Consider the following 19310-nt stretch of genomic DNA (forward strand, 5'->3'; position numbering starts at 1 on the left):
CAGGAGGAGGAGCCTTGAGTGACTTCCAGAATGCGCGCCGTCCGGACGAGAGCAGGACGACGGCCGCAGCACACACGGTGCAGGACAAGGCCGGCGAGAGCGTTTCGCTGGTCGGGGACAAGGCTGCCGAAGTAGGCGGGACGGCCAAGGAACAGGCTGCCAACGTCGTCGGTGAGGCCACCGCGCAAGCCCGCGACCTCGTAGGAGAGCTGCGGACGCAGCTGACCGGCCAGGCCGAGACGCAGACACAGCGCCTCGCGGAGAACGTACGGCGGCTCTCGCAGGAGCTGCGCGAGCTGGGCGAGAACGGCAAGCCCGACTCCACCATGGCCGACGTGGCCCGCCAGCTGGCCGACGGCGGGCACAAAGTCGCCTCGCACATGGACACCCGCGGCCCCGACGGGCTGGTCAGCGACCTGCAGAGCTTCGCCCGGCGCCGCCCCGGCGTCTTCCTCGCCGGAGCAGCCCTGGCCGGCTTCGTCGTCGCGCGAGCCGGCAAGGGCATCAGCGCCGCGGCCTCCTCGGAAACCACCGGCAGCGGCGGCACTTCCCCCGCCGGCGGTCCGGTCACCGGCAGCAGCGCCCCGGCAGCGGGCCGCCTCCCTGCGCCCGACCGCAGCGGCATACCCGCCGGGTACGAGGACCCCCTCGACACCTACGGCCAGTCGCAGCCGCCGCACGTCACACCGGCGCCCCCGGCCTACCCGCCGGCGAACCCGCCGGCCACCGGAACCCCGCGGCCCGGGGGAGGGATCTGAGCATGGCCCTCTCCTCCCAGGAACGACCGGCGGCGCCCGCGCCGCCCCCGCCGGCAGCCGCAGAACCCTCTCTTGGCGACCTGATCGGCGAAATAGGCCAGGACCTCTCCCAACTCGTCCGTGACGAGATCGAGTTGGCGAAAGCAGAGATCAAGCAGGAGTCCACGAAGGCGGGCAAGGCCGTCGGCATGCTCGGCGGCGCCGGCTACGCCGGACACGTCGTGCTGCTCTTCGGCAGTCTGACCCTCGTCTTCGCCCTGGCCAATGTCATGGACCCCGCCTGGGCCGCCTTGATCGTCACTGCCCTGTGGGCCGTGGTGGGAGGCGTCCTGTACGCCAAGGGGCGCGAACGCCTGCGGACCGTCAACCTCAAGCCGGAACAGACCGTTGAGACCTTGAAGGAGGATGCCCGATGGGCGCGACACCCGACGAGCTGAGGACCGATGTGGAGTACCGGCGCGCGCACCTTGCGCGCAATGTCGACCTCCTCGCCGACAGGATGACCCCGAGCAGGATGGCCCAGCGCAAAGTCGACTCGATGCGCCACCGGGTGAGCGGAGTGAAGGAGCGGGTCATGGGCAGCGCACAGGACACGGCACGTACGACGTCCGGCAGCCTGCACCAGGCCGCCGAAAGCGTCGGCTCGACAGCACGCGAGGCGGGCAGCAGCGCTCAGGAGGCCATCCAGCAGGCACCTGCGCAGATCAAGCGACAGACCCAGGGCAGTCCGCTCGCCGCCGGCCTGATGGCCTTCGGCGCCGGCATGCTCGCTGCCGCCCTGCTGCCGACCACGGAGGCCGAGGAGCACGCAGGACAGCGCCTGCGGGAGCACTCCGACGAACTGCTGGAGCCGGTGAAGCAGACCGCTCTGGACGCCGTCCACGAGGTCCGCGACGAGCTGAAGGAACCGGTGGCCCAGGCCGTGGACTCGGTCAAGGGCACGGCCCAGGAAGCCGCGGCGACGACGAGCGAGCACGCGCAGAGCGCCGGCCGCGAAACCGCCGAGGGGCTGCGCCAGGCCGGGCAGGACACGGCCGCCGAGGTGCGCAGCGACCCCCGTACGGGGGGCCCTGCCCAGTAGGGCGGATCGCAGGACGACGCAAGGCCGGGGCGCAGGCGGCGCCGCCCGGGGCTCCAGCCCCGAGCGCGCCGCCCCGCCCCGGCCTTCGTGTGCGCATGGTGTCCGACGGGTGCGTCACATGGCGGCGGGGAAACGCTCCCAGACCCGGTGACCTGCGAGGAGCTCCATGAGCTGCTGCGGCCCCTGGGCGCTGTCCGCGATGACGACGCCCGGCTCGCCCACGGAGATCCCCGCGGCCTCGAAGAGGGCCTCCGCCCCGTCCGTGCCGACCAGGGCCTTGCCGTGCCGGTAGGCCTCGGTGAGCAGAGCCAGGACCCGCGGGTCGCTCACGGGCGGCCGGGGCGCCCCCGCCTTGGCGTCGCGCGCCCCGTAGGCGTCGGCGCCCGCCGCGGGCACACCCACGAAGACGAGGGCGTCGAACTCGACGGACCGGGCGGTGGCGAAGGTGCGCTGCACGGTGACCGGATCATTGCCGGCGCCCAGCACCCCGCCGGCGGGCGCGGTGACCAGGGGCACCATTCCGGCTCCGAGAACGGCTTCGCGGACCGCCTGGACGCCGGCCGTGTCGGGCACCTGGCCGGTGACGATGCCGACGACCCGCCCGTCCAGCGGCCAGGTCCGGCCGAGCTGGGACAGGGCGGGGCTGGGGCGGACGTCGGCTGGGGGAGCGGTGGCGGCGGGCACCGGCAGGCCGAGCCCGACGGCCACCTGCGCGCACAGCTCGGGGTCGATACGGGCCAGCACCCCGAGGGTGCGCTCCTTGATGGCCTGCTCGTAGCACTTGCCGAGTTCGAAGGTGTAGGCCGCGATGATGTGCTCGCGCTCGACCGGGCTCATGCTCAGCCAGAAGAGGCGGGCCTGGGAGAAGTGGTCGTCGAAGGAGGCGGGAGCCTCGCGGACCTTGCGTCCGGTCGGCACCTCGACGGGTACTTCGATGAACGCCCCGGTCTCGGCTCCGGCGAAGAACGGGCAGCCGCCGTCGAGACTGTTCGGCTTGTACGGGGCCACGCCGCGGTGTACGGCCGTCTGGTGGAACCCGTCGCGGAGCATGTCGTTGACGGGGGCGTGGGTGCGGTTGATCGGGATCTGCGGGAAGTTGGGGCCGCCGAGCCGGGTGAGCTGGGTGTCCAGGTAGGAGAACATGCGCCCGGCCAGCAGCGGGTCGTCCGTCGCGTCGATGCCCGGAACCAGGTGGCCGGTGTGGAAGGCGACCTGCTCCACCTCGGCGAAGAAGTTCGACGGGTTCTTGTCCAGCGTCAGCAGCCCGACCGGCTTCACCGGGGCGAGCTCCTCCGGGACGATCTTCGTGGGGTCGAGCAGGTCGATGCCCTCGAACATCTGGTCGTCGGTGTCGGGGAACGTCTGGATGCCCAGCTCCCACTGCGGGAACGCACCCGCCTCGATGGCGTCGTACAGGTCGCGCCGGTGGAAGTCGGGGTCCACCCCGGCCAGGATCTGGGCTTCCTCCCACACGAGGGAGTGGACGCCCAGTTTCGGCTTCCAGTGGAACTTCACCAGCGTCGTCGTGCCCTGGGCGTTGACGAGGCGGAAGGTGTGGACGCCGAAGCCCTCCATCATCCGGTAGGAGCGGGGGATGCCCCGGTCGGACATGTTCCACAGGGTGTGGTGCGTGGCCTCGGTGTGCAGGGAGACGAAGTCCCAGAAGGTGTCGTGGGCGCTCTGCGCCTGCGGGATCTCCCGGTCCGGATGGGGCTTGCCGGCGTGGATGACGTCGGGGAACTTGATCGCGTCCTGGATGAAGAACACCGGGATGTTGTTCCCGACCAGGTCGAAGACGCCCTCCTCGGTGTAGAACTTCGTCGCGAACCCGCGGGTGTCGCGCACCGTGTCGGCCGAGCCGCGCGAACCGAGGACGGTGGAGAAGCGGACGAACACCGGCGTCTCCACCTCCCGGGCCAGGAACGCGGCCTTGCTGACCGCCTGCGCCGTCCCGTAGGACTGGAAGACGCCGTGGGCGGCCGCGCCGCGGGCGTGGACCACGCGCTCCGGGATCCGCTCGTGGTCGAAGTGCATGAGCTTCTCGCGCAGGTGGTGGTCCTGCAGCAGCACCGGCCCCCGCGGTCCTGCCTTGAGCGAATGGTCGCTGTCGGGCAGCCGGACGCCCTGCGCGGTCGTCAGGTACGCCCCGCTCTGCGCCATCCTCGCCTGCTCCGCACCGGTGGGCTGCCCGGTCGGGCTGACCGTTTCGGGTCCGCTCTGATCCGCCTTCGGCGGCATCGGTTCCACGGGCGCCGTGGGCTCGGCGAGCTGCGGGGAGACCGGGGCCGGCTTGCAGGGGACCCCCTCTTCCGGGCCCCCTGCCGGATCGGCACGCATGACGTCGGCAATCTTGTCGGCGACGGCCTTCACCGGATTCTTCTCGGACATCACTTCTCCAGGTGCAGGGGACGGACCCTCGGGCCCCTACACGTGTGACCCGGGCGACGGACGACGAAACCCCGGCCACACCCGCGCCACGCCCACCCGGCGCCTCACCCTCCACCGGGCACACCCGCCCGCCCCGGCCCGCCGCTCCGCCGTGTGCCCAGGTGAGCCGAGACCTCGGCAGGCCAGCGCCCGGCCCGCCTGGACAGGTCCGCAGGGCCGAACTGCACGGCGTCCGAGAGGGTGAGGGCGGTGGGGGCGCCTGCCCCGTTCGGGTGCCCTTCGGGCCGCGGCACGGGCGCAGGGGAAGACCGCCACGACGCCGTCCCCGACGGCCGGGCCCTTCGCCCGCGCACCCCGGCGCACGTGAGGAGGGGGGCGGGCGCGTCCCTACTCTGCTGCGCCGCCGGGCAGGGACCGGTCCTCCCGTACTCTCTCCTCTTCCGGCTCACGGGTGTCGTTCGCGCGCCGGACCCGGGCCGCATCGGCCGGTGCGTACCCGTCGGCGCCGACCCGGGACGGATCGCCCGGGCGGCGGCCGTGCTCATCCACCGGAACGCCCCGGTCCGCAACCGGCGGGGCCGCCTGCTGCTCGTTCTCCCGTTCGCCTCGGTTCGCATCCATGCCGTTGTCCTCCCGTGTCGAGATGGCCGGTACCGGGCACGCCCGCCCACCGCGTGCCCGCGCGGGTTTCCTGCCTCAGAGATCTTCCGGGGTACGCCGTTCCAGTGGCTCCAGTGCCGGTCCCTGCAGCACGGCGCCGTCGATGCCGAAGCGGGAACCGTGGCAGGGGCACTCCCAGGTCCGTTCGGCATGGTTGAAGGCGACGAGGCAGCCCATGTGGGTGCACACCGCCGATACGGCGTGCAGCTCACCCTGGTCGTCGCGGTGGACGGCGCACGGCTTCCCACCGGCCCGCACGACGGTGCCCTCACCTGGCCGCAGCCCGCTGACGGGCCCGTTGGTGCCGTCACCCAGAGTGTCCAGGCGGTCCTTGACGAAGTGCTTCCCGGTCTCCCACTGCGCTTTGGCGAAAGCGGGCGCCGAACGGAGTGCGGGGCCGAACCGGTGGGGATCGTAGAGCTCGGTCCACGGCTGGCGGACGCCTGTCACCAGGGAGGCGATGAGCTGTCCGGCCATGACGCCGCCCGTCATGCCCCAGCCGGCGAAGCCCGTGGCCACGTACACGTGGTCGCCCGCGGTGGGCAGGCCCCCGATCAGGGGGAGGGTGTCGGTGGAACTGTTGTCCTGCGCGGCCCAGCGCTGCGTGATCGAGACGCCGGGGAAGCGGTCCCGGGCCCAGGCCTCCAGGCGGGCGTACCGGGCTTCGGTGTCATCAGCGGTGCCCGGCGTGAAGGCCTCGCCGGTGACGATCAGGAGCCGCTGCCCGTCCGGGAGCGGCGCGGTGCGGACGGACCGCTTGCCGCCTTCCTCGGTGATGTACATGCCGTCGGGGTCCAGGTCCGCGGGCATCGGCCCGGCGATCACCAGGTCCCGGTGCTGGGTCAGGCGGGTGGCCAGCAGGGCGTGGTCGAAGACCGGGTGGTGGGTGGCCACGACCACGTGACGGGCGAGGACGGACACCCCGGACGCGGTGGTCACGCGGCACGGTTCGCCGCCCTTGACCTCCGTGACCTGCGTGCCCTCGTGGATGCGGCCCCCGCGCGCGAGGAGGTCGTCCACCAGGCCCCGCAGGTAGGCGAGCGGATGGAACTGGGCCTGGTCCTCGACCCGCACAGCCCCCGCCACTGCATACGGCAGCCCCGTCCCGGTGACGAAGGAGGCGTCGAGCCCGGCCGCCCGGGCCGCTTCCGCCTCGGCGCGCAGGGCCTCGACCCCGCCCGGGTCCTCGCAGTAGGTCACCGCGGGACGGCGCTCCAGCTGGCAGTCGACGCCGAGCTCCTCGGCCACCTCGATGACGTGGGCCATTGCCGCGCTCTGGGAGGCGGCGTAGAGGCGGGCGGCGTCAGCGCCGTGCCGGGTGCGCAGCGTGTCGTAGACAGCGGTGTGCAGCGCCGTGAGCTTGCCGGTGGTGTGCCCGGTGACGCCGCTCGCGATCCTGTCGGCTTCCAGCACGATGACACCCAGGCCCGCGCGGGCCAGTTCCCACGCCGTACTGAGGCCTGCGATGCCGCCGCCGATGACCGCCACGTCCACGTCCGCGGGGGCCGCCAGAGGCGGGAAGGAGGGGAAGTCGGCCGTCCGCATCCAGTGGGAGGGGCCCGGAACGTCAGAGGGGTTCATACGGGGCGGGTGCCCGGAAAGCACGCCGTCCAAGCAGGCCGCTCCCGCAGACCTGCCGGGGCCGGCCACACGAGGGGGTCACCGGGGCCCCGGCACGGGGCCCGCACCCCAGCCGACGACGTCCCGCCCGGTCGGTGCACGGGTCAGGTGCGGTGGTCGGGCTGCTGGGAGCGGGTCTGCCGGGACTCCGGCGCGGCGGACCCGGCGTGCTCCGCACCGGTGTCGGTGAGGTAGCCGAGGGTTCCCGTGAGGGCCAGGAGCCGCTCCAGACGCAGGGGCCGCCGGTCCAGGTGGAGGCGGGTGCCGCAGGCGCCGGTGAGCCGACGGACCATCAGCAGCGTGGACAGGCCGACCGAGTCGATGCCGGCAAGGGCGGCGCAGTCCACACGGAGCTCGTCCGGACCGGGGTTGCGGTGCAGGACGTCGGTGACCAGGTCGAGGAGCTGGTGGGCGCTCTCGTGGTCGAGGTCGCCGGACAGTTCCAGGTGGAGGGCGCTGCCGGTCTCGGTGTACGCCATCTGCAGGACGCCCGGGGGCAGGATGGTCATGGGGCGGTCCCGGTGGTGGTGAGGGGGGCGGCGGTGCGGCGGGTGGCGCCGGAGCCGCGGGGCGACTCGCGGCGCCCTTCCGGTTGTCCGAGCGCCGGGACGGTGCGTCCCAGGGTGAGAGCGTTGGTCATGCAGTGAACCTGCCCCGGGTGTGGCCGTCTACGGCGCTGAGATGGTGGGTCCGCGGCGCGGAGATCACCACGAGCGCCATGTCGTCGTGCCGCCCGCCCCCGATCCACTGCGAGGCGAGCATCTGCACCCGTTCCACGATGGCCTCGGCGGGCATGCCCGCGCACTCCGACAGGGCGCGGCGCAGCCGCTCCTCCCCGAACAGGACGCCCCCCATGGGGCCCCCGCGGGCCTCGCTGATTCCGTCCGTGTACAGGACGCAGGACTCGCCCAGCGCCAGGGTGACGTCGGCGGAGACGGCGTGGAAGTCGGGCAGCGCCCCGACGAGGCTGCCCCACGTGGGCGCCTCCTCGACCTGCCCGTCGGCGCGCACGATCAGCGGAGCGGGGTGGCCGGCGGCGGTCAGCCGTACGCGCACCGCGTTCCCGTCACGCTGCGCGGAGGCCAGGACCATCGTGGCGAAGCGGGCATCCCGTGTGTTGAGGAGGGCGGTGTTGAGCAGGGTCAGCATCCGGTGGTGGTCGCCGGCCATGGGCAGCAGGGCGTGCATCGTGTTGCGGATCTTGCCCGTCAGCACGGCGGCCTCCAGGCCCTTGCCGCACACGTCCCCGAGGACGACCAGGGACGCGTCGCCTTCGGCGGCGGCGGGGTGGACGTCGTAGAAGTCGCCGCCCACTCGCTCGTGGTCCTTCGAGGGCCGGTAGCCGCCCGCATACCCGACCCCCGCGACCTGGTGCAGGGCAGGCGGCAGCAGCTCCCGCATCAGGGTCTCGGAGATCGCCGCCTGCTCCGCGTACAGGCGGGCGGCAGACATCGCCGCCCCCGCCCGCGCGGCGAACAGCCGGGCGAAGACCTCCTCGGTCTCCGTGAAGGTCGCAGCGCCCGCACGCCGCAGCAGCAGCAGCGCACCGGCGGGGACGCCGTGTCCGGGCAGCGGGGTGATCACGATCGACCCTGCCGTGCCGAACCCCTCCGGGACCAGCCAGGCCGGTGCGACGGCCGGGTCCATCCACCGCGAGGGGACCGGAGGGAACCCCTGCAGGGCTTCCGCCAGCCCCGGCACGTCCTGCGGGTCGGCCGCCACACGGGAGGTGACGGGTGCTTCGCCGCGCAGGCAGGTCACCACGGGGAATTCACGCCGGCGGGCGGGGGCGATCACGATCGCGGCGTCGGCGAGGTGCTCGGCGGCCATCCGGGCCGTGACGTCCATGCACCGCTGCAGGTTCAGGGAGGACAGCAGCACGTTCGAGGCCTCGGTGAGGAACGCGGTGCGTTCCCGCTCCACCAGGAGGGCTTCCCGGGCCAGGCGGTGGTCGGTGTCGTCGACCAGCCACCACACCACGGTGCCGTCGTCCCGCACCGTGGGGTGCGCTTCGTAGGCGCGACCGGCGACCCGGCCCTGCACGGTGGCGTACCCGGCAGCAGCAGCGGCAGTGGCAGCGGCAGTGGCTGGCGGGCGCGGCACGGGAGCGGCCGCCAGCCACGCCGGGACCACCTCGGCCATCGCGGACCCGGGACGGGCGTCCGGGAAGATCAGCGCAGCGGCCGCGTTGACGAAGAGCAGCACGGCCTGCCCGTCCGCCACCAGCACCGGGTACGGTGCATCGCCCCACGGATCGCGTTCCACGGTCGCAGCGGGCGGTGTCGTCTTCGTGGAATTCACCACATGTTGGAGGCCCGCTGGGCGGACCCCTCACCTCATCATGTCGTTGTGTCAGAGAATAGTTTCCCTATGGAAACTATCCCTCCTGCCTGGCCTTGGCAACCGCGTCCTCCCTGCGCCGCCGCTCACCGTCAGGCCGCCACCCGCCCGCCCCCGTCCCCTTGTCGCCACCCGCCCCCGGTGGTCCGGGGCCTATGCGCCTGACAAACGGGCTCCCGGCTGACAGAGTGGGGCAATGCCCAGAGCCCTGCACCCCCTCGTCGACGAGCAGGAGGTTCTGGAGGCCTGTGCCGTCGCTGAACTGCTCGAGGTGCTGTGGCGCCCGAATCACGAAGCCGCCGTCGGTCCCGTGCCCCCGTCGCAACTGCGCGCCCTGACCGTCATCGAACAGCGGGGCGCGATCAATCTGCGTGACCTCGGACAAGCGCTCGGGTCCGCCCCGCCCGCCGTCAGCCGCCTGTGCGACCGCCTGGAAGCCGCGGGACTGCTCCAGCGCTCCCGGGTCAGCACGGACCGCCGCGAAGTCGAACTGACGCTGAGCCGGAGCGGACAAACCGTCCTGGCGGACAACCGCGCCTCGCGCGCGCTCAGGACCGCCGAAGTGCTGCAACGGATGCCCGCCGATAGCCGACGCGCCCTCGCCGAAAGCCTGGCCGCCTTCCGCGCCGCGGCCACCGGTCTCCTCGGCCTCGACGTCCCCCCGCGCGGCGGCACGTTCTCGGACACCGCCTGAACCGGGCCGCGGGGTACGGCACGGGGGCTGCCGCCCCGGGCGCCCCACGCGCGCCGGCCCCGGGCTCCCGGAGGGATGATGGGAGGACACGCCCTTCTCGGCGCCCGCGCCGGCGAACTGCCCGCCGCGTCCGACGGTGGCCACTGCGATGAGGGATGACGGCATGCGCAACTACTCCGAAGCCTGGCTCGGCGCCGCCGAAAGCGCCCTGCGTGCGGCGCCGCCCACCTCGCTGCTGTCCGCAGCCCGCGACCTCCTGGCCACCTACGTCCAGGCCGACGAGGTCACCCTCCTGCTGGCGGACTACGGACTGACCGTGCTGCAACCGGTCACCCGCCTGCCCCACACCGGGACGCAGGTACCCGTACGCGACGGCGCCCCCGCCGGCCGGGCCTTCTCCGCCGAGGCCCCCGTGGTGGAGGTCACCGACGACCCCGGCACGATCATCGCCCACCTCCCGGTCACCGTACGCGGCGACCGGATCGGCGTACTGTCCGTGCGGCTGCCCGAATCGGCCCAGGGCACTCCGGCCGTGCTGGACCTGGCAGCCTTCGCCACCGCACTGGGGCACGAACTCGTGGTGGCGGACCGGGACACCGACCTCTACCGCCTGGCCCGCCGGCGCAGGCGCCTGACCCTGGCCGCCGAGATGCAGTGGCAGCTGCTGCCCGGCCGCGGGTTCCACCGCCAGGAGTACACCCTCGGCGGCCACCTGGAGCCGGCCTACGCCATCGGCGGGGACAACTTCGACTGGAGCACCACCGAAGACTCCCTCACGGTCACTCTCACCGACGGCCAGGGCCACGGCATCGACGCCGCGCTGCTGACGAACCTCGCCGTCAACGCCCTGCGCAACGCCCGCCGGGCCGGGGTCTCCCTGGAGGACCAGGCCTGCCTCGCCGACCAGGCCATCTACGCCGAGTACGGCGGTGACCGCTACGCGCCGTCGCTCCTCCTGCGGTTCGACCTGGCGACGGGACAGGCCCGGGCGGTGGAGGCCGGATCCCCCCAGCTGTTCCGGCTGCGCGACGACCGGGTGGAGCAGGTGGTCTTCGAGGCGCAGCTGCCCCTGGGCATGTTCGAGGAGACCGACTACCGCCCCCAGGACTTCACCGTCGCCCCGGGCGACCGCCTGGTGATCGTCAGCAGCGGGGTCCACGGCCTGCCCTCGCAGGACGGCAGCGCCTTCGGTGAGCGGGCCCTCAAGGAGACCATCGCCGCCACCCGCCGGTCCTCGGCCCACGAGACCGCTCGCGCGCTCGTCGACGGACTCATGCAGCACGCCGGGGGCGCCGAACTCGCCAAGGACGCCGTCGTCGTCTGCCTGGACTGGCACGGCCGCCCGCCCGCGTCATCCTGAGTCCCCATGCGAAGCGGCCTGGCTTTCGCGGGCTTCCGTCACGTCGGTGAAGGCCTGCAGGCCGTCGAGCAGATGCCGGCGGTCCGCGGGCGGCATGCCCGCGAGGACCTCCTGCAGCGCGCTGCGCCGGCGCTCGTGCAGCTCGTCCACCGTGTCGTGGCCGTGCGTGGTCAGGACCAGACCCACCTCGCGCCGGTCGTCGGGGTTGCGCCGGCGCCGCAGCAGGCCCGCGGCCTCCAGCCGGTCGCACAGCCGGCTTGCAGCCGGGGGACTGGCACCCACCTCGTCGGCCAGCCCGGTGAGGTTGATGCCGGGGCTGCGGCGGGTGACCATCAGGGCCCGCAGCTGCAGACTCGACAGCCGCGGAGACGCGGCATGCGCGGTGCGATCCCACAGGTCCACCAGGGCGGCTGCGGCCTTCGCCACATCCTGCGCCATGACGGCCAGCGCGTCTTCGGGTCCCGCACGGTCCATGGTGGCCGTCACTCCCCAGTAAGCAGGTGCACCCCTCCGGCTGCGCTCTTGCCCGTCACGGGGCGTCGGCTGGAAGGGATGACCCCGAGTGTGCCCGCTGTGGCGGAATTATCCCCCGGGAGACGCCCCGATTGCATCGTGAAACCAATGTCGCCTCCCGCGTCGCCCCGCGGCCGTCGCGGGCACCTGCCGCGGGTGCCGGACGGACCCCGTCACGCCGACGGGCGGCCGAACCAGTCCAGGCAGGTGACCAGGGCGTCGTCGGCGGCGGCGGTGTCGCGGTAGGCGGCCAGCGCTTCGAGGATGGCGCGGGGCACCGCGGCAGCGGGCAGCAGGCTGGTGGCCTGGATCGCGCGGGCCAGGGCGCGCTCGCTGTAGGCCACCCCGCCCTTGTCCGCCGCCCCGTAGACGCCGTCGCTGACGAAGACCAGCCGGTCTCCGGGACGGGCCCGGAAGGGCTGCGCCGTGTACTGCGACTCGTCGAACATGCCCAGGGGGAACTGCGCCTCGAAGGGGACCCGCTCCACCGATCTGTCCCGGTAGCGCCACAGCTGGGGCGAGCCGGCGTCCACGACCTCGCCCTGCCCCGTGGCCAGCTCCAGGCACAGCAGCAGAGTCGACACGTACTCCCGTCCCTGGTGCTGGCCGTAGACCGCCTGGTCCGCCAGCGCCGCCTGGTCCGCGATGCCCACCCCGGCCCGGCGGGCGTTGCGCAGGGCGTTGACCGTGAGGTTCGTCAGGAGCGAGGCCTGGATCCCCTCGCCCATCCCGTTGGTGACGGTCAGGGTGAGGGTGTCCGAGGTGGTGGACCAGTCGAAATTGTCACCGTGGATGTCGTAGGCCGGCTCCAGCTGCGCCCCGATGGCGTACTCCGGGCGGGCGCAGGACCGGCCGGGCAGCAGCTGCCACTGCATCTCGGCCGCCAGGGTGAGCCGGTTCGCCCGGCGGGCCTGCAGGTACAGGTCGGTGTCCCGCTCGGCCACGATGATCTCGTGCCCCAGCAGCTCCGCGACGTCCCCGAGTTCCCCGACGACCTCCGGGCTGCTCAGGCGCTCGGGCAGGCGTACGGAGAGGATCCCGAGCCGGTCTCCCCGCACGGTCACCGGCAGGTGCAGGTCCAGGGCGTTGCCCTGAGCGGCGTACTGGCTGTAGGGCTCCTGGCTGCCGAAGGCACGGCCCTGCGGTGTGCTGTGCACCGCCAGCGGTTCCGCGGTGTGCGGAAGCGCAGTGACCTGCTGAAGGACGGTCAGGCTGTAGTCGGCCAGCAGGAGGTCGACCTCGGTGGCGCCGTAGTGGGTCGTGAGCGCCGCCCGGACCGTGTGCAGCAGGGCGTGGGGCGCAGCCGTGCGCAGAGCGCGTTCCACAGCCAGGAAATTCGTCATGGTGAGCGTCGTTTCTCACAGGGTGGCCGGCAGGTCGGACGCTCGTCCCGGCATCCGCTGAACCGCGCGAGTCCTGCGCGCAGGACTGACGCGCGCGGACCGGCGGCACGGCGGAGAGCCGTCGTCGAACCGACTGCCGACCACTGTTCATCACCTAAAAAGTTGCCATGCAGCAACTAAGCCGCAACTCTACCTCCGGCTGCTGCCCGCCGGACGCGTACGGCGGTTGACATCCGAACCGCGCTGGGGTTCCCGCCGGCGGGCGCCGCGCAGGGGCCGTCGCGGCCGACGGGTCAGGCCTTGCGCTGGTCGTGGGTGTCCTGGCGGAGCCGGTCGGTGTGCCGCGTCACGGCATCGACGCGGTCGGCCAGCTCGGAGTCCTGGGCGCGCAGGTGGGCGCGGCTCTCGGCCAGGGGTCCGACGAGTCGGGAAGCGTCGTCGGCGGCCAGGGCCTGGTTCAAGTCCTGCAGGGAGGGGGCTGCTCCGGCCGGCAGGCCGTTCAGCGAGGTGATCTGCCCGGCGAGGCGGCGCAGGTCCGCGGCATTGGCGCGGGCCCATGACGCGACGGTGCGGTCCGCGGCGCGCGAACTGCGGGTGGCCTGTACGCGCTGCTCCCCGGTACTGCCCGCTGCGCCCGGGCGCAGCCGCAGGTAGCGGCGTTCGGCTGCTTGTCGGCTGGCCACCCCCAGCGGCCCGGCGAGGTCGGCCCAGCTCGCCCCGGCCTCCCGGGCGGCGGCGATCAGACCGCTTTCCCAGCCCCCCAGTTCCTCCCGGACCCGGCGCAGGCACAGCAGGGCCGCCAGCGCCGCCTCCGGGTCGGCGGGCGGCCGTCCTTGCGGGTCGAGAGGGGCCCGCGCCGCCTCGTCCAGGAGGTCGCGTACGGACTCCAGGGCCGCGGCGGCGACGGCGAAGGACGGCGGCTGCCGGGATGCGTCGAGTGAGAGCGGCTGCTCGGTTGCTGCCACGGTCAGACCTCCCATCATCAGGTCCCATCAGGACGACATTCCGGGTGTCACCCTTCAGGTGACGTCGGAGTTGTCATCGGTTCGATGACATGGTACAACGGAGGCACGTTGAAGCGCATTGGCAGTTTCTGCCTGAACCAACTGGAGGTGTTTCGCGATGTTGATGCGCACTGACCCGTTCCGCGAGATGGACCGGATCGTCCAGCAGCTCTCGGGTACGTCGGGAACCTGGTCCAAGCCCTCGGTGATGCCGATGGACGCCTACCGCGAGGGCGAGGAGTACGTCATCGCCTTCGACCTTCCCGGCGTGAGCGCCGAGGCCATCGACATCGACGTCGAGCGGAACATGCTGAAGGTCAAGGCAGAGCGCCGCCCCACGGGCCGGCCCGAGGGTGTGCAGATGGACCTCTCCGAGCGGCCCCTCGGCGTCTTCTCCCGCCAGATCATGCTGGCCGACACCCTCGACACCGAGCGCATCCAGGCCGACTACGACGCGGGTGTCCTGACCCTGCGCATCCCGATCGCCGAGCGCGCCAAGCCCCGCAAGATCAGCATCGGCAGCGCCGACGGCCGCGGAGACGGCCGCAAGCAGATCTCCGGCTGAGTCCTCCAGCATCAGCCGGCCACGGAGGGCGGGGGAGAGCCGAAACCCCCTCCGGCGCCCCGCCCTCCGCACCCCTGCCCTCCTCACCTGCCCCGGAGGTGACGTGATGCCGATGCTCAGGGAGTCGTTCCTGGCCCACGTCCAGGAACGCGGCGAATACGGGACCGTGGAAGAGGCCGACCGCGTCGCCCGCGTCGTCCTGGCGCTGCTGGGCGCCCACCTGGTCGGCAGCGTGCGCGCCGAACTCGCCGCCCGCCTGCCCGAGACGTACGCCCTGATCCTCCTCAACCCGCTGCAGGCCGCCGAGCCGCTCTCACCGGAGCGGTTCGTCCGCGCCACCGCGGCCTGGATCGAGGGCGCGACCGAGAAGACCGCCCTGTGGGACATCGGCGCGGTCCTGTCCACGGCCGCCGCTGCCGCCGGCGACGTCCTCACCCGTGAGGTCCTGCTCCAACTCCCGCACGGCTACGACGTGCTCTTCGGCCACCCCCAGCCCGCCTGACACGACCGGATGCCGGACCCCGTCCACCGCTGACGGCGCCTGCGCCGGACCACCGTGCCGGACCCGTACGGACAGCCGTCAGGGCCGAGACCGCCACGCGGTCCCGGCCCTGACGGCTGTTCACCGACGTCCGAAGCCGCCCCTCAGTCCCGGCGTGCCGCGCGAGCCCCCGGATGCGGCTGAGCCCTGCCCGGGGGAGGGGGCGGGGCCCGGCAGGCGGGCCGAGCGTATGCGGGCCCGCCGTGAATCTCCGGGCCGGATCACGGAGGACCGGGCCTGTCCCGGTGGTGCCTTGGGTACGGTGGCCGGGAGCCGTCGTGGGTGCGGCCTGTGGTCGATGCGGGGAGCGGTTGTGGAACAGCGGGTGGAGGTGCACCCCGACGTGGACGGGGTGCGCGTCATCGCGTGTGCGGGGGAGTTCGACGGTGAGACCCTCGGCCCGCTCAGGGCAGCCTGCACGGTGGCTGCAAAAGCACCTGGGGTCCGGCGGATCGTCCTGGACATCGCGGCGATGACCTTCGCCGACTCCTCCATGCTCAACCTGATGCTGCTTCTGCTGCGCAGTGGTCGACTGGTGGTGGCCGGCCCTGTACCCCCGCAGTTCGGGCGGGTCCTTGATGTGACCTCGGCTCGGAGCCTGTTCCTGATCGCCGACGGCATCGAGGCCGCCCGCACCCGGTAGGGCGGGCCCCGGCCGGGCCCAAGCGCATGCCCGTGCCCGTGCCCGGGCGCCTGCCCGTGCCCAGGCGCATGCCCGTGCCCACGGACGCCGGGGAAGCGTGGGGCCCGCACGGCGCCGCCCCGCCTTGTTCCCTTGCGTTCGATTACCTCTCCGCCTGCAACACAAAAATCTATCTCCGCCGGAGTAGACATTGCCCGGTGGTGTGGTTATGGTTTCTCTCGTCACCAGAGAGACCGCAGGGCCCGGCAGAGACGAACTGCCGGGCAGGAGTACGCAGTACCGGCAGGTGCAGTACGCAGGACGGTGCGGTGGTGGAGTTCCGAAGCCGAGTGGTTGCAGGATGGCGACGGGGCTGACGACCGGACCGGGTGGCCCGCAGTGATCAGGGGCCACCGACGGCAGTACCCAGCAGTGAAGTGAAGTGAGCAGCACCTCGGTGAAGGCGTCGGCTGCGGGCGCGCGCACCGGGAAGTTCGGCAGTGGGGTTCCAAGCCAGGGCAGATGCAGGATGGGCGACGGGGCTGGCTGCCGGAGCGTGGCGCTGTGACAGGCCACGAGTGGAAGCAGTACGCATCACCAGCAGTAACGAGTGGAGCAGTACCCGCAGTTGGCAGTATCTGAAGTACCCGTAGGCAGGTAAGTGATCACCGAGGGTAGAACGGAGGGATTGACCGCCATCAGGATCGCCCGGACGCCACGCGAGTCCGGGTACCGCAGGACATCGATAGTGAGGTGGTCTCCGGTCACGCATCCGCGATCCCCGCACCCCCGACGGCGTATCGGTCGGGGCGGCGGAAACAGAGAGCCGGCGCAGTATCAGGGCCGGCAGATGGTGTAGCAGTTCCTTCGGGGCCCGGGTGCCAGTACGGCGCCCGGGCCCCTCCACGTAGGACACAGAGAGGTGCGATGACCACAGGCGACACACTCGGCCGCCTCAACGACGAGGACTACCCGGCCTACTCGATGGGCCGGGCCGCCGACCTGCTCGGCACCACCCAGAACTTCCTCCGCGCCCTCGGCGACCACCGGCTGATCACCCCGCTGCGCTCCGCGGGCGGGCACCGCCGCTACTCCCGCTATCAGCTGCGCATCGCAGCCCGGGCCCGCGAGCTCGTCGACCAGGGCACTCCCGTCGAGGCGGCCTGCCGCATCATCGTCCTCGAGGACCAGCTGGAGGAAGCCCAGCGCATCAACGCCGAACACCACCGCGCCGCGGCCGGAACGGCCAAGACGGCGCGCTTCCCCACGGCCTGCTGACCCGCGCCACCGGGGCGGGACGTACGGTTCAGGGGTGCCCCGCCTGCAGTCGCCGGCACCCCGCTCGCATCAAGCGCAGCCGACGAGCTGCGTTCAGGATGCACCCGCCGCCTCATCTCTCCCGGCTCGTGACCAGCAGTCCTCGGGTCCAGACGATCAACTGCTGCATGATGGTCGTGGCCTGCCCGCTGCGACGGCGGGAGAACGGCAGCACCAGCAGAGCAGGTACCGACGCCAGGGTCACGAGGGTGACGGGCACGAGAGCCAAGCCGACGATGAGTACGCGCGCGGCCCATCGGGCGCCGGCGAGGGCAGAAGTCCAAACGGTGGGCACGGGTCGTGGTCCTTCCAGCAGGGGTGGGCTGACCAGGCCAGCCTGGGGAAGACCGGGTACGTTGCGACAGTCGCAAGGATTGCCAGTGGCCGTGCAAGGCGATGGGGGAGGCCGGGATGCCGGACATGGCGCGCTCAGCTGCGAGTTCGTCCGCAGTCGAGCGGGGCGAGGTGCCCGAGGTTGCGGCCCTCGGCAAGACGTTGACAGGCCTGTTCAAGATCCTGGGGGTCTCGCAGGAGGCGTACGCGGTCCGCGTGTCCCTGGACGCTGCCACCGTCTCCCGGTTCCTGCGAGGGCGCCGGGTCGCCACCGAGGACTTCATCAACCGCCTTCTCCGTGAGGTGGAGATCAAGCTCGGTGCCCCGCTCCAGGAGGCGGCCCGGGGGGAGGTGCACCGCCAGCGCCTGGCGGCTCTGCGCGCCACCGACCCCGCCGGTTTCGAACTGGCCTCCCTCCGTCAGGAGATGGTGCACTCCCAGCGCATGATCGCCCGGCTGACCCGTCAGGAGGAGGCGCTGCACGACCTGCTGGTCAAGCGCGAGTCCGAGGTCAGGTCGGTGCGCGCCGAACTCGACTCCCTCCACCGCGACTGGTCAGCGGACCTGACCGCCGCAACCCGCCGCGAGGTCGAGCTTCGCCGCGCGCTCGACGACCACACCACCGCCCGCGACACCCTTGTGGAGGAGATCGCGAAACTCCGTGCCGACCTGGCCGACACCGCCGCTCTGCGGGCGGATGCCGAGGGCCGCTGCCGGGATTTGGAGGAGCGGGTCCTGGCCATGGAGGAGGAGCTGGCCGCTCTGCGCAGGGACGACGGGGAGGCGATGCAGGAGCTGGAAGAGGTGGAGGAGTTACTGGTACGCCTCGCCCGGTACCGCGCCGGTGGTGACATCCGCGCGCTGGGCCGCGAACTCGCCGACGTGGCGTGGGCCCGTCCCGCCCAGGACATCGTGGCGGTCCTGCTGTGGCTCGGCGACACCCGCGAACGTTCGCGATGGGAGTCCCTGATCAGCGATGTCGCCCAGGCCCGCCCCCTCGACGTGGTCATGGACGTCGGCGACCTGATACGGACCGGGCCATTCCAGACGGCCTTCCGATCCCACCTCCTCCGGTGTGCCGCCCGGTTGCGGCCCGTTCCCGAGCTGGCCGAACTGCACCGCTACTGGCGCGGCAGCCAAGGGCGCGCGTCCGACGACCTCCTCGTGTGCCTCCTGCAGTCGGACCGGCCGGCCGCCGACGCCCTGGAAATGATCTCGCTCCTGGTCCGTGACGGAATGCCCGTCCGCCCGAGTCTGTCGGCAGCCGCGGGCGCCTACCGACCCCGAGGCCGTGTGGTGGCCGTCCTTGCGGAACTCGCGCGCCGCGGCGGCGGGGAGCACGTCCGCATCCCCCTGGGACACCTCATGAGAAGCGTCCACACCACCGGCCTGGGACAGTCCTTCGCCGCGGATCGGGCAGCGCTGGCCGAGGAGCAGCGGCGCGGCCTGGCGCAGCAGATGGCCGCGGCGCCGATGAGGACCCTGCTGGACTTCCTCGACACCCTCCATTCCTCGGCCGAAGCCGCCCCGGCGGCCGCGGAGCTGCTGGAATGGATCGAGGCGTCGGGTCGCGGGGCCGCCGTGCGTTCGTACCAGGGCAAACGGGCCCGTGCGTACCCCCAGCACGAACCGGAAGAGCCGGAAGAGCCGGAAGGTCTGGACGCTCTGGACGCTCTGGACGATGCAGTGCGGGAGGCGGTGCTCGGCCCGGAGTCCCGGTAGGGAGGGGTGCGGGGGTGTCCGGGGTGACGTGGGGAAACTGCCCGGTGCCGGTGCGGTGCCGCTCAGCTCTTGCGGGTCAGCGGCTCCCCGTCGAAGTGCACCCCTGCCAGGCCATGGGCCAGGAGGTTGCGAATGTTGCCGTGGTCGGTGCCGTTCGGCGTCGCCAGCACACTGCGGTAGTGCTCACCGAACGCCAGCAGCGCCTCTTGGTCGGTCAGCCCCTCCAGCAGCGCCAGTCCCAGCGTCTTGCAGGAACCCTCGTTCTCGCCCGCGGCGTTGACCAGCTTCCCGTTGCGGAACCCCTGTGGCTGGTACGCGTAGTGCGCGGCGACGAAGGCCAAGGTGTCGGCGAACTCGTGCTCACCTGACGCAAGGGCCGCCCGAAGCGAGTTCAGATCAGTCATGTCGGCTCCCCTGGGTTGGACGGACGATCCGATGGCCGTCCGTGA

At 72.4% G+C, this 19310-nt stretch carries 21 protein-coding genes; 10 read left to right on the forward strand and 11 right to left on the reverse strand.

Features of this window, described 5'->3' with window-relative positions; translation table 11 throughout:
* Positions 1 to 14: 14 nt before the first annotated feature.
* From ACLJTM_RS08870 to ACLJTM_RS08880, 3 genes are read left to right on the forward strand one after another with little or no spacing between them, the layout of a single operon-like run.
* A complete protein-coding gene (locus ACLJTM_RS08870; RefSeq protein ID WP_411102880.1) occupies positions 15 to 758 on the forward strand; it encodes a hypothetical protein in 744 nt (247 codons plus the stop codon).
* A 2-nt stretch (positions 759 to 760) separates the two neighbouring features.
* Positions 761 to 1195, forward strand: coding sequence for a phage holin family protein (locus ACLJTM_RS08875; protein ID WP_411102881.1), 435 nt, complete (start codon positions 761 to 763; stop codon positions 1193 to 1195).
* On the forward strand, positions 1171 to 1839 hold the full coding sequence (locus tag ACLJTM_RS08880; protein ID WP_411102882.1) for a DUF3618 domain-containing protein: 669 nt from the start codon (positions 1171 to 1173) through the stop codon (positions 1837 to 1839). The genes ACLJTM_RS08875 and ACLJTM_RS08880 overlap by 25 nt, the downstream gene beginning before the upstream one ends.
* A 114-nt stretch (positions 1840 to 1953) precedes the next feature.
* On the opposite strand, the gene ACLJTM_RS08885 is transcribed toward ACLJTM_RS08880, so the two are convergent.
* The 6 genes from ACLJTM_RS08885 to ACLJTM_RS08910 form a co-directional block, all read right to left on the reverse strand.
* Complete coding sequence (locus ACLJTM_RS08885; RefSeq protein WP_411102883.1) at positions 1954 to 4227, reverse strand: catalase; 2274 nt, start codon at positions 4225 to 4227, stop codon at positions 1954 to 1956.
* 387 nt (positions 4228 to 4614) lie between these two features.
* On the reverse strand, positions 4615 to 4848 hold the full coding sequence (locus tag ACLJTM_RS08890; protein ID WP_411102884.1) for a hypothetical protein: 234 nt from the start codon (positions 4846 to 4848) through the stop codon (positions 4615 to 4617).
* Positions 4849 to 4923: 75 nt separating this feature from the next.
* Positions 4924 to 6468, reverse strand: coding sequence for an FAD-dependent oxidoreductase (locus ACLJTM_RS08895; protein ID WP_411102885.1), 1545 nt, complete (start codon positions 6466 to 6468; stop codon positions 4924 to 4926).
* Between the two features lie 143 nt (positions 6469 to 6611).
* Positions 6612 to 7016: an STAS domain-containing protein gene (locus ACLJTM_RS08900; RefSeq protein WP_411102886.1), complete on the reverse strand. Its 405-nt coding sequence runs from the start codon at positions 7014 to 7016 to the stop codon at positions 6612 to 6614.
* Complete coding sequence (locus ACLJTM_RS08905; RefSeq protein WP_411102887.1) at positions 7013 to 7147, reverse strand: hypothetical protein; 135 nt, start codon at positions 7145 to 7147, stop codon at positions 7013 to 7015. Before ACLJTM_RS08905 ends, ACLJTM_RS08900 begins: the two co-directional genes overlap by 4 nt.
* Positions 7144 to 8736: a PP2C family protein-serine/threonine phosphatase gene (locus tag ACLJTM_RS08910; protein ID WP_411103278.1), complete on the reverse strand. Its 1593-nt coding sequence runs from the start codon at positions 8734 to 8736 to the stop codon at positions 7144 to 7146. Before ACLJTM_RS08910 ends, ACLJTM_RS08905 begins: the two co-directional genes overlap by 4 nt.
* A 307-nt stretch (positions 8737 to 9043) precedes the next feature.
* Between ACLJTM_RS08910 and ACLJTM_RS08915 the strand changes: the two genes are divergently transcribed.
* Positions 9044 to 9541, forward strand: coding sequence for a MarR family winged helix-turn-helix transcriptional regulator (locus ACLJTM_RS08915; protein ID WP_411102888.1), 498 nt, complete (start codon positions 9044 to 9046; stop codon positions 9539 to 9541).
* Between the two features lie 163 nt (positions 9542 to 9704).
* Positions 9705 to 10901 (forward strand): PP2C family protein-serine/threonine phosphatase, encoded by a 1197-nt coding sequence (locus tag ACLJTM_RS08920; protein WP_411102889.1) that lies wholly within the window; start codon positions 9705 to 9707, stop codon positions 10899 to 10901.
* Here ACLJTM_RS08920 and ACLJTM_RS08925 read toward each other — a convergent pair.
* The 3 genes from ACLJTM_RS08925 to ACLJTM_RS08935 form a co-directional block, all read right to left on the reverse strand.
* Positions 10893 to 11375: a MarR family winged helix-turn-helix transcriptional regulator gene (locus ACLJTM_RS08925; protein WP_411102890.1), complete on the reverse strand. Its 483-nt coding sequence runs from the start codon at positions 11373 to 11375 to the stop codon at positions 10893 to 10895. The two genes, ACLJTM_RS08920 and ACLJTM_RS08925, sit on opposite strands and share 9 nt — an antisense overlap.
* Positions 11376 to 11587: 212 nt before the next feature.
* Positions 11588 to 12757 (reverse strand): PP2C family protein-serine/threonine phosphatase, encoded by a 1170-nt coding sequence (locus tag ACLJTM_RS08930; RefSeq protein WP_411102891.1) that lies wholly within the window; start codon positions 12755 to 12757, stop codon positions 11588 to 11590.
* A gap of 293 nt (positions 12758 to 13050) precedes the next feature.
* Positions 13051 to 13737 (reverse strand): HSP18 transcriptional regulator, encoded by a 687-nt coding sequence (locus ACLJTM_RS08935; RefSeq protein WP_411103279.1) that lies wholly within the window; start codon positions 13735 to 13737, stop codon positions 13051 to 13053.
* A 142-nt stretch (positions 13738 to 13879) separates the two neighbouring features.
* Between ACLJTM_RS08935 and ACLJTM_RS08940 the strand changes: the two genes are divergently transcribed.
* From ACLJTM_RS08940 to ACLJTM_RS08955, 4 genes are all read left to right on the forward strand, one after another.
* Positions 13880 to 14326: an Hsp20/alpha crystallin family protein gene (locus ACLJTM_RS08940; protein WP_411102892.1), complete on the forward strand. Its 447-nt coding sequence runs from the start codon at positions 13880 to 13882 to the stop codon at positions 14324 to 14326.
* Positions 14327 to 14432: 106 nt separating this feature from the next.
* Positions 14433 to 14828 (forward strand): DUF2267 domain-containing protein, encoded by a 396-nt coding sequence (locus tag ACLJTM_RS08945; RefSeq protein ID WP_411102893.1) that lies wholly within the window; start codon positions 14433 to 14435, stop codon positions 14826 to 14828.
* A gap of 352 nt (positions 14829 to 15180) precedes the next feature.
* Positions 15181 to 15510: an STAS domain-containing protein gene (locus tag ACLJTM_RS08950; protein WP_411102894.1), complete on the forward strand. Its 330-nt coding sequence runs from the start codon at positions 15181 to 15183 to the stop codon at positions 15508 to 15510.
* Positions 15511 to 16416: 906 nt separating this feature from the next.
* Positions 16417 to 16767 carry a MerR family transcriptional regulator gene (locus ACLJTM_RS08955; protein ID WP_411102895.1) on the forward strand — a complete coding sequence of 117 codons (351 nt, stop codon included), beginning with the start codon at positions 16417 to 16419 and terminating at the stop codon, positions 16765 to 16767.
* A 112-nt stretch (positions 16768 to 16879) separates the two neighbouring features.
* On the opposite strand, the gene ACLJTM_RS08960 is transcribed toward ACLJTM_RS08955, so the two are convergent.
* On the reverse strand, positions 16880 to 17035 hold the full coding sequence (locus ACLJTM_RS08960) for a hypothetical protein (RefSeq protein WP_411102896.1): 156 nt from the start codon (positions 17033 to 17035) through the stop codon (positions 16880 to 16882).
* 191 nt (positions 17036 to 17226) lie between these two features.
* Here ACLJTM_RS08960 and ACLJTM_RS08965 point away from each other — a divergent pair, with 191 nt between their 5' ends.
* Entirely contained in the window at positions 17227 to 18861 is a 1635-nt protein-coding gene (locus tag ACLJTM_RS08965) for a hypothetical protein (RefSeq protein WP_411102897.1), read from the forward strand.
* Between the two features lie 62 nt (positions 18862 to 18923).
* Here ACLJTM_RS08965 and ACLJTM_RS08970 read toward each other — a convergent pair whose 3' ends face one another.
* Complete coding sequence (locus ACLJTM_RS08970; RefSeq protein WP_411102898.1) at positions 18924 to 19265, reverse strand: HopJ type III effector protein; 342 nt, start codon at positions 19263 to 19265, stop codon at positions 18924 to 18926.
* Positions 19266 to 19310: the final 45 nt, after the last annotated feature.

Origin of the sequence: Streptomyces sp. cmx-4-9 (assembly GCF_046548835.1) — a bacterium.
In the GTDB taxonomy this organism is placed as follows: Bacteria; Actinomycetota; Actinomycetes; order Streptomycetales; family Streptomycetaceae; genus Streptomyces.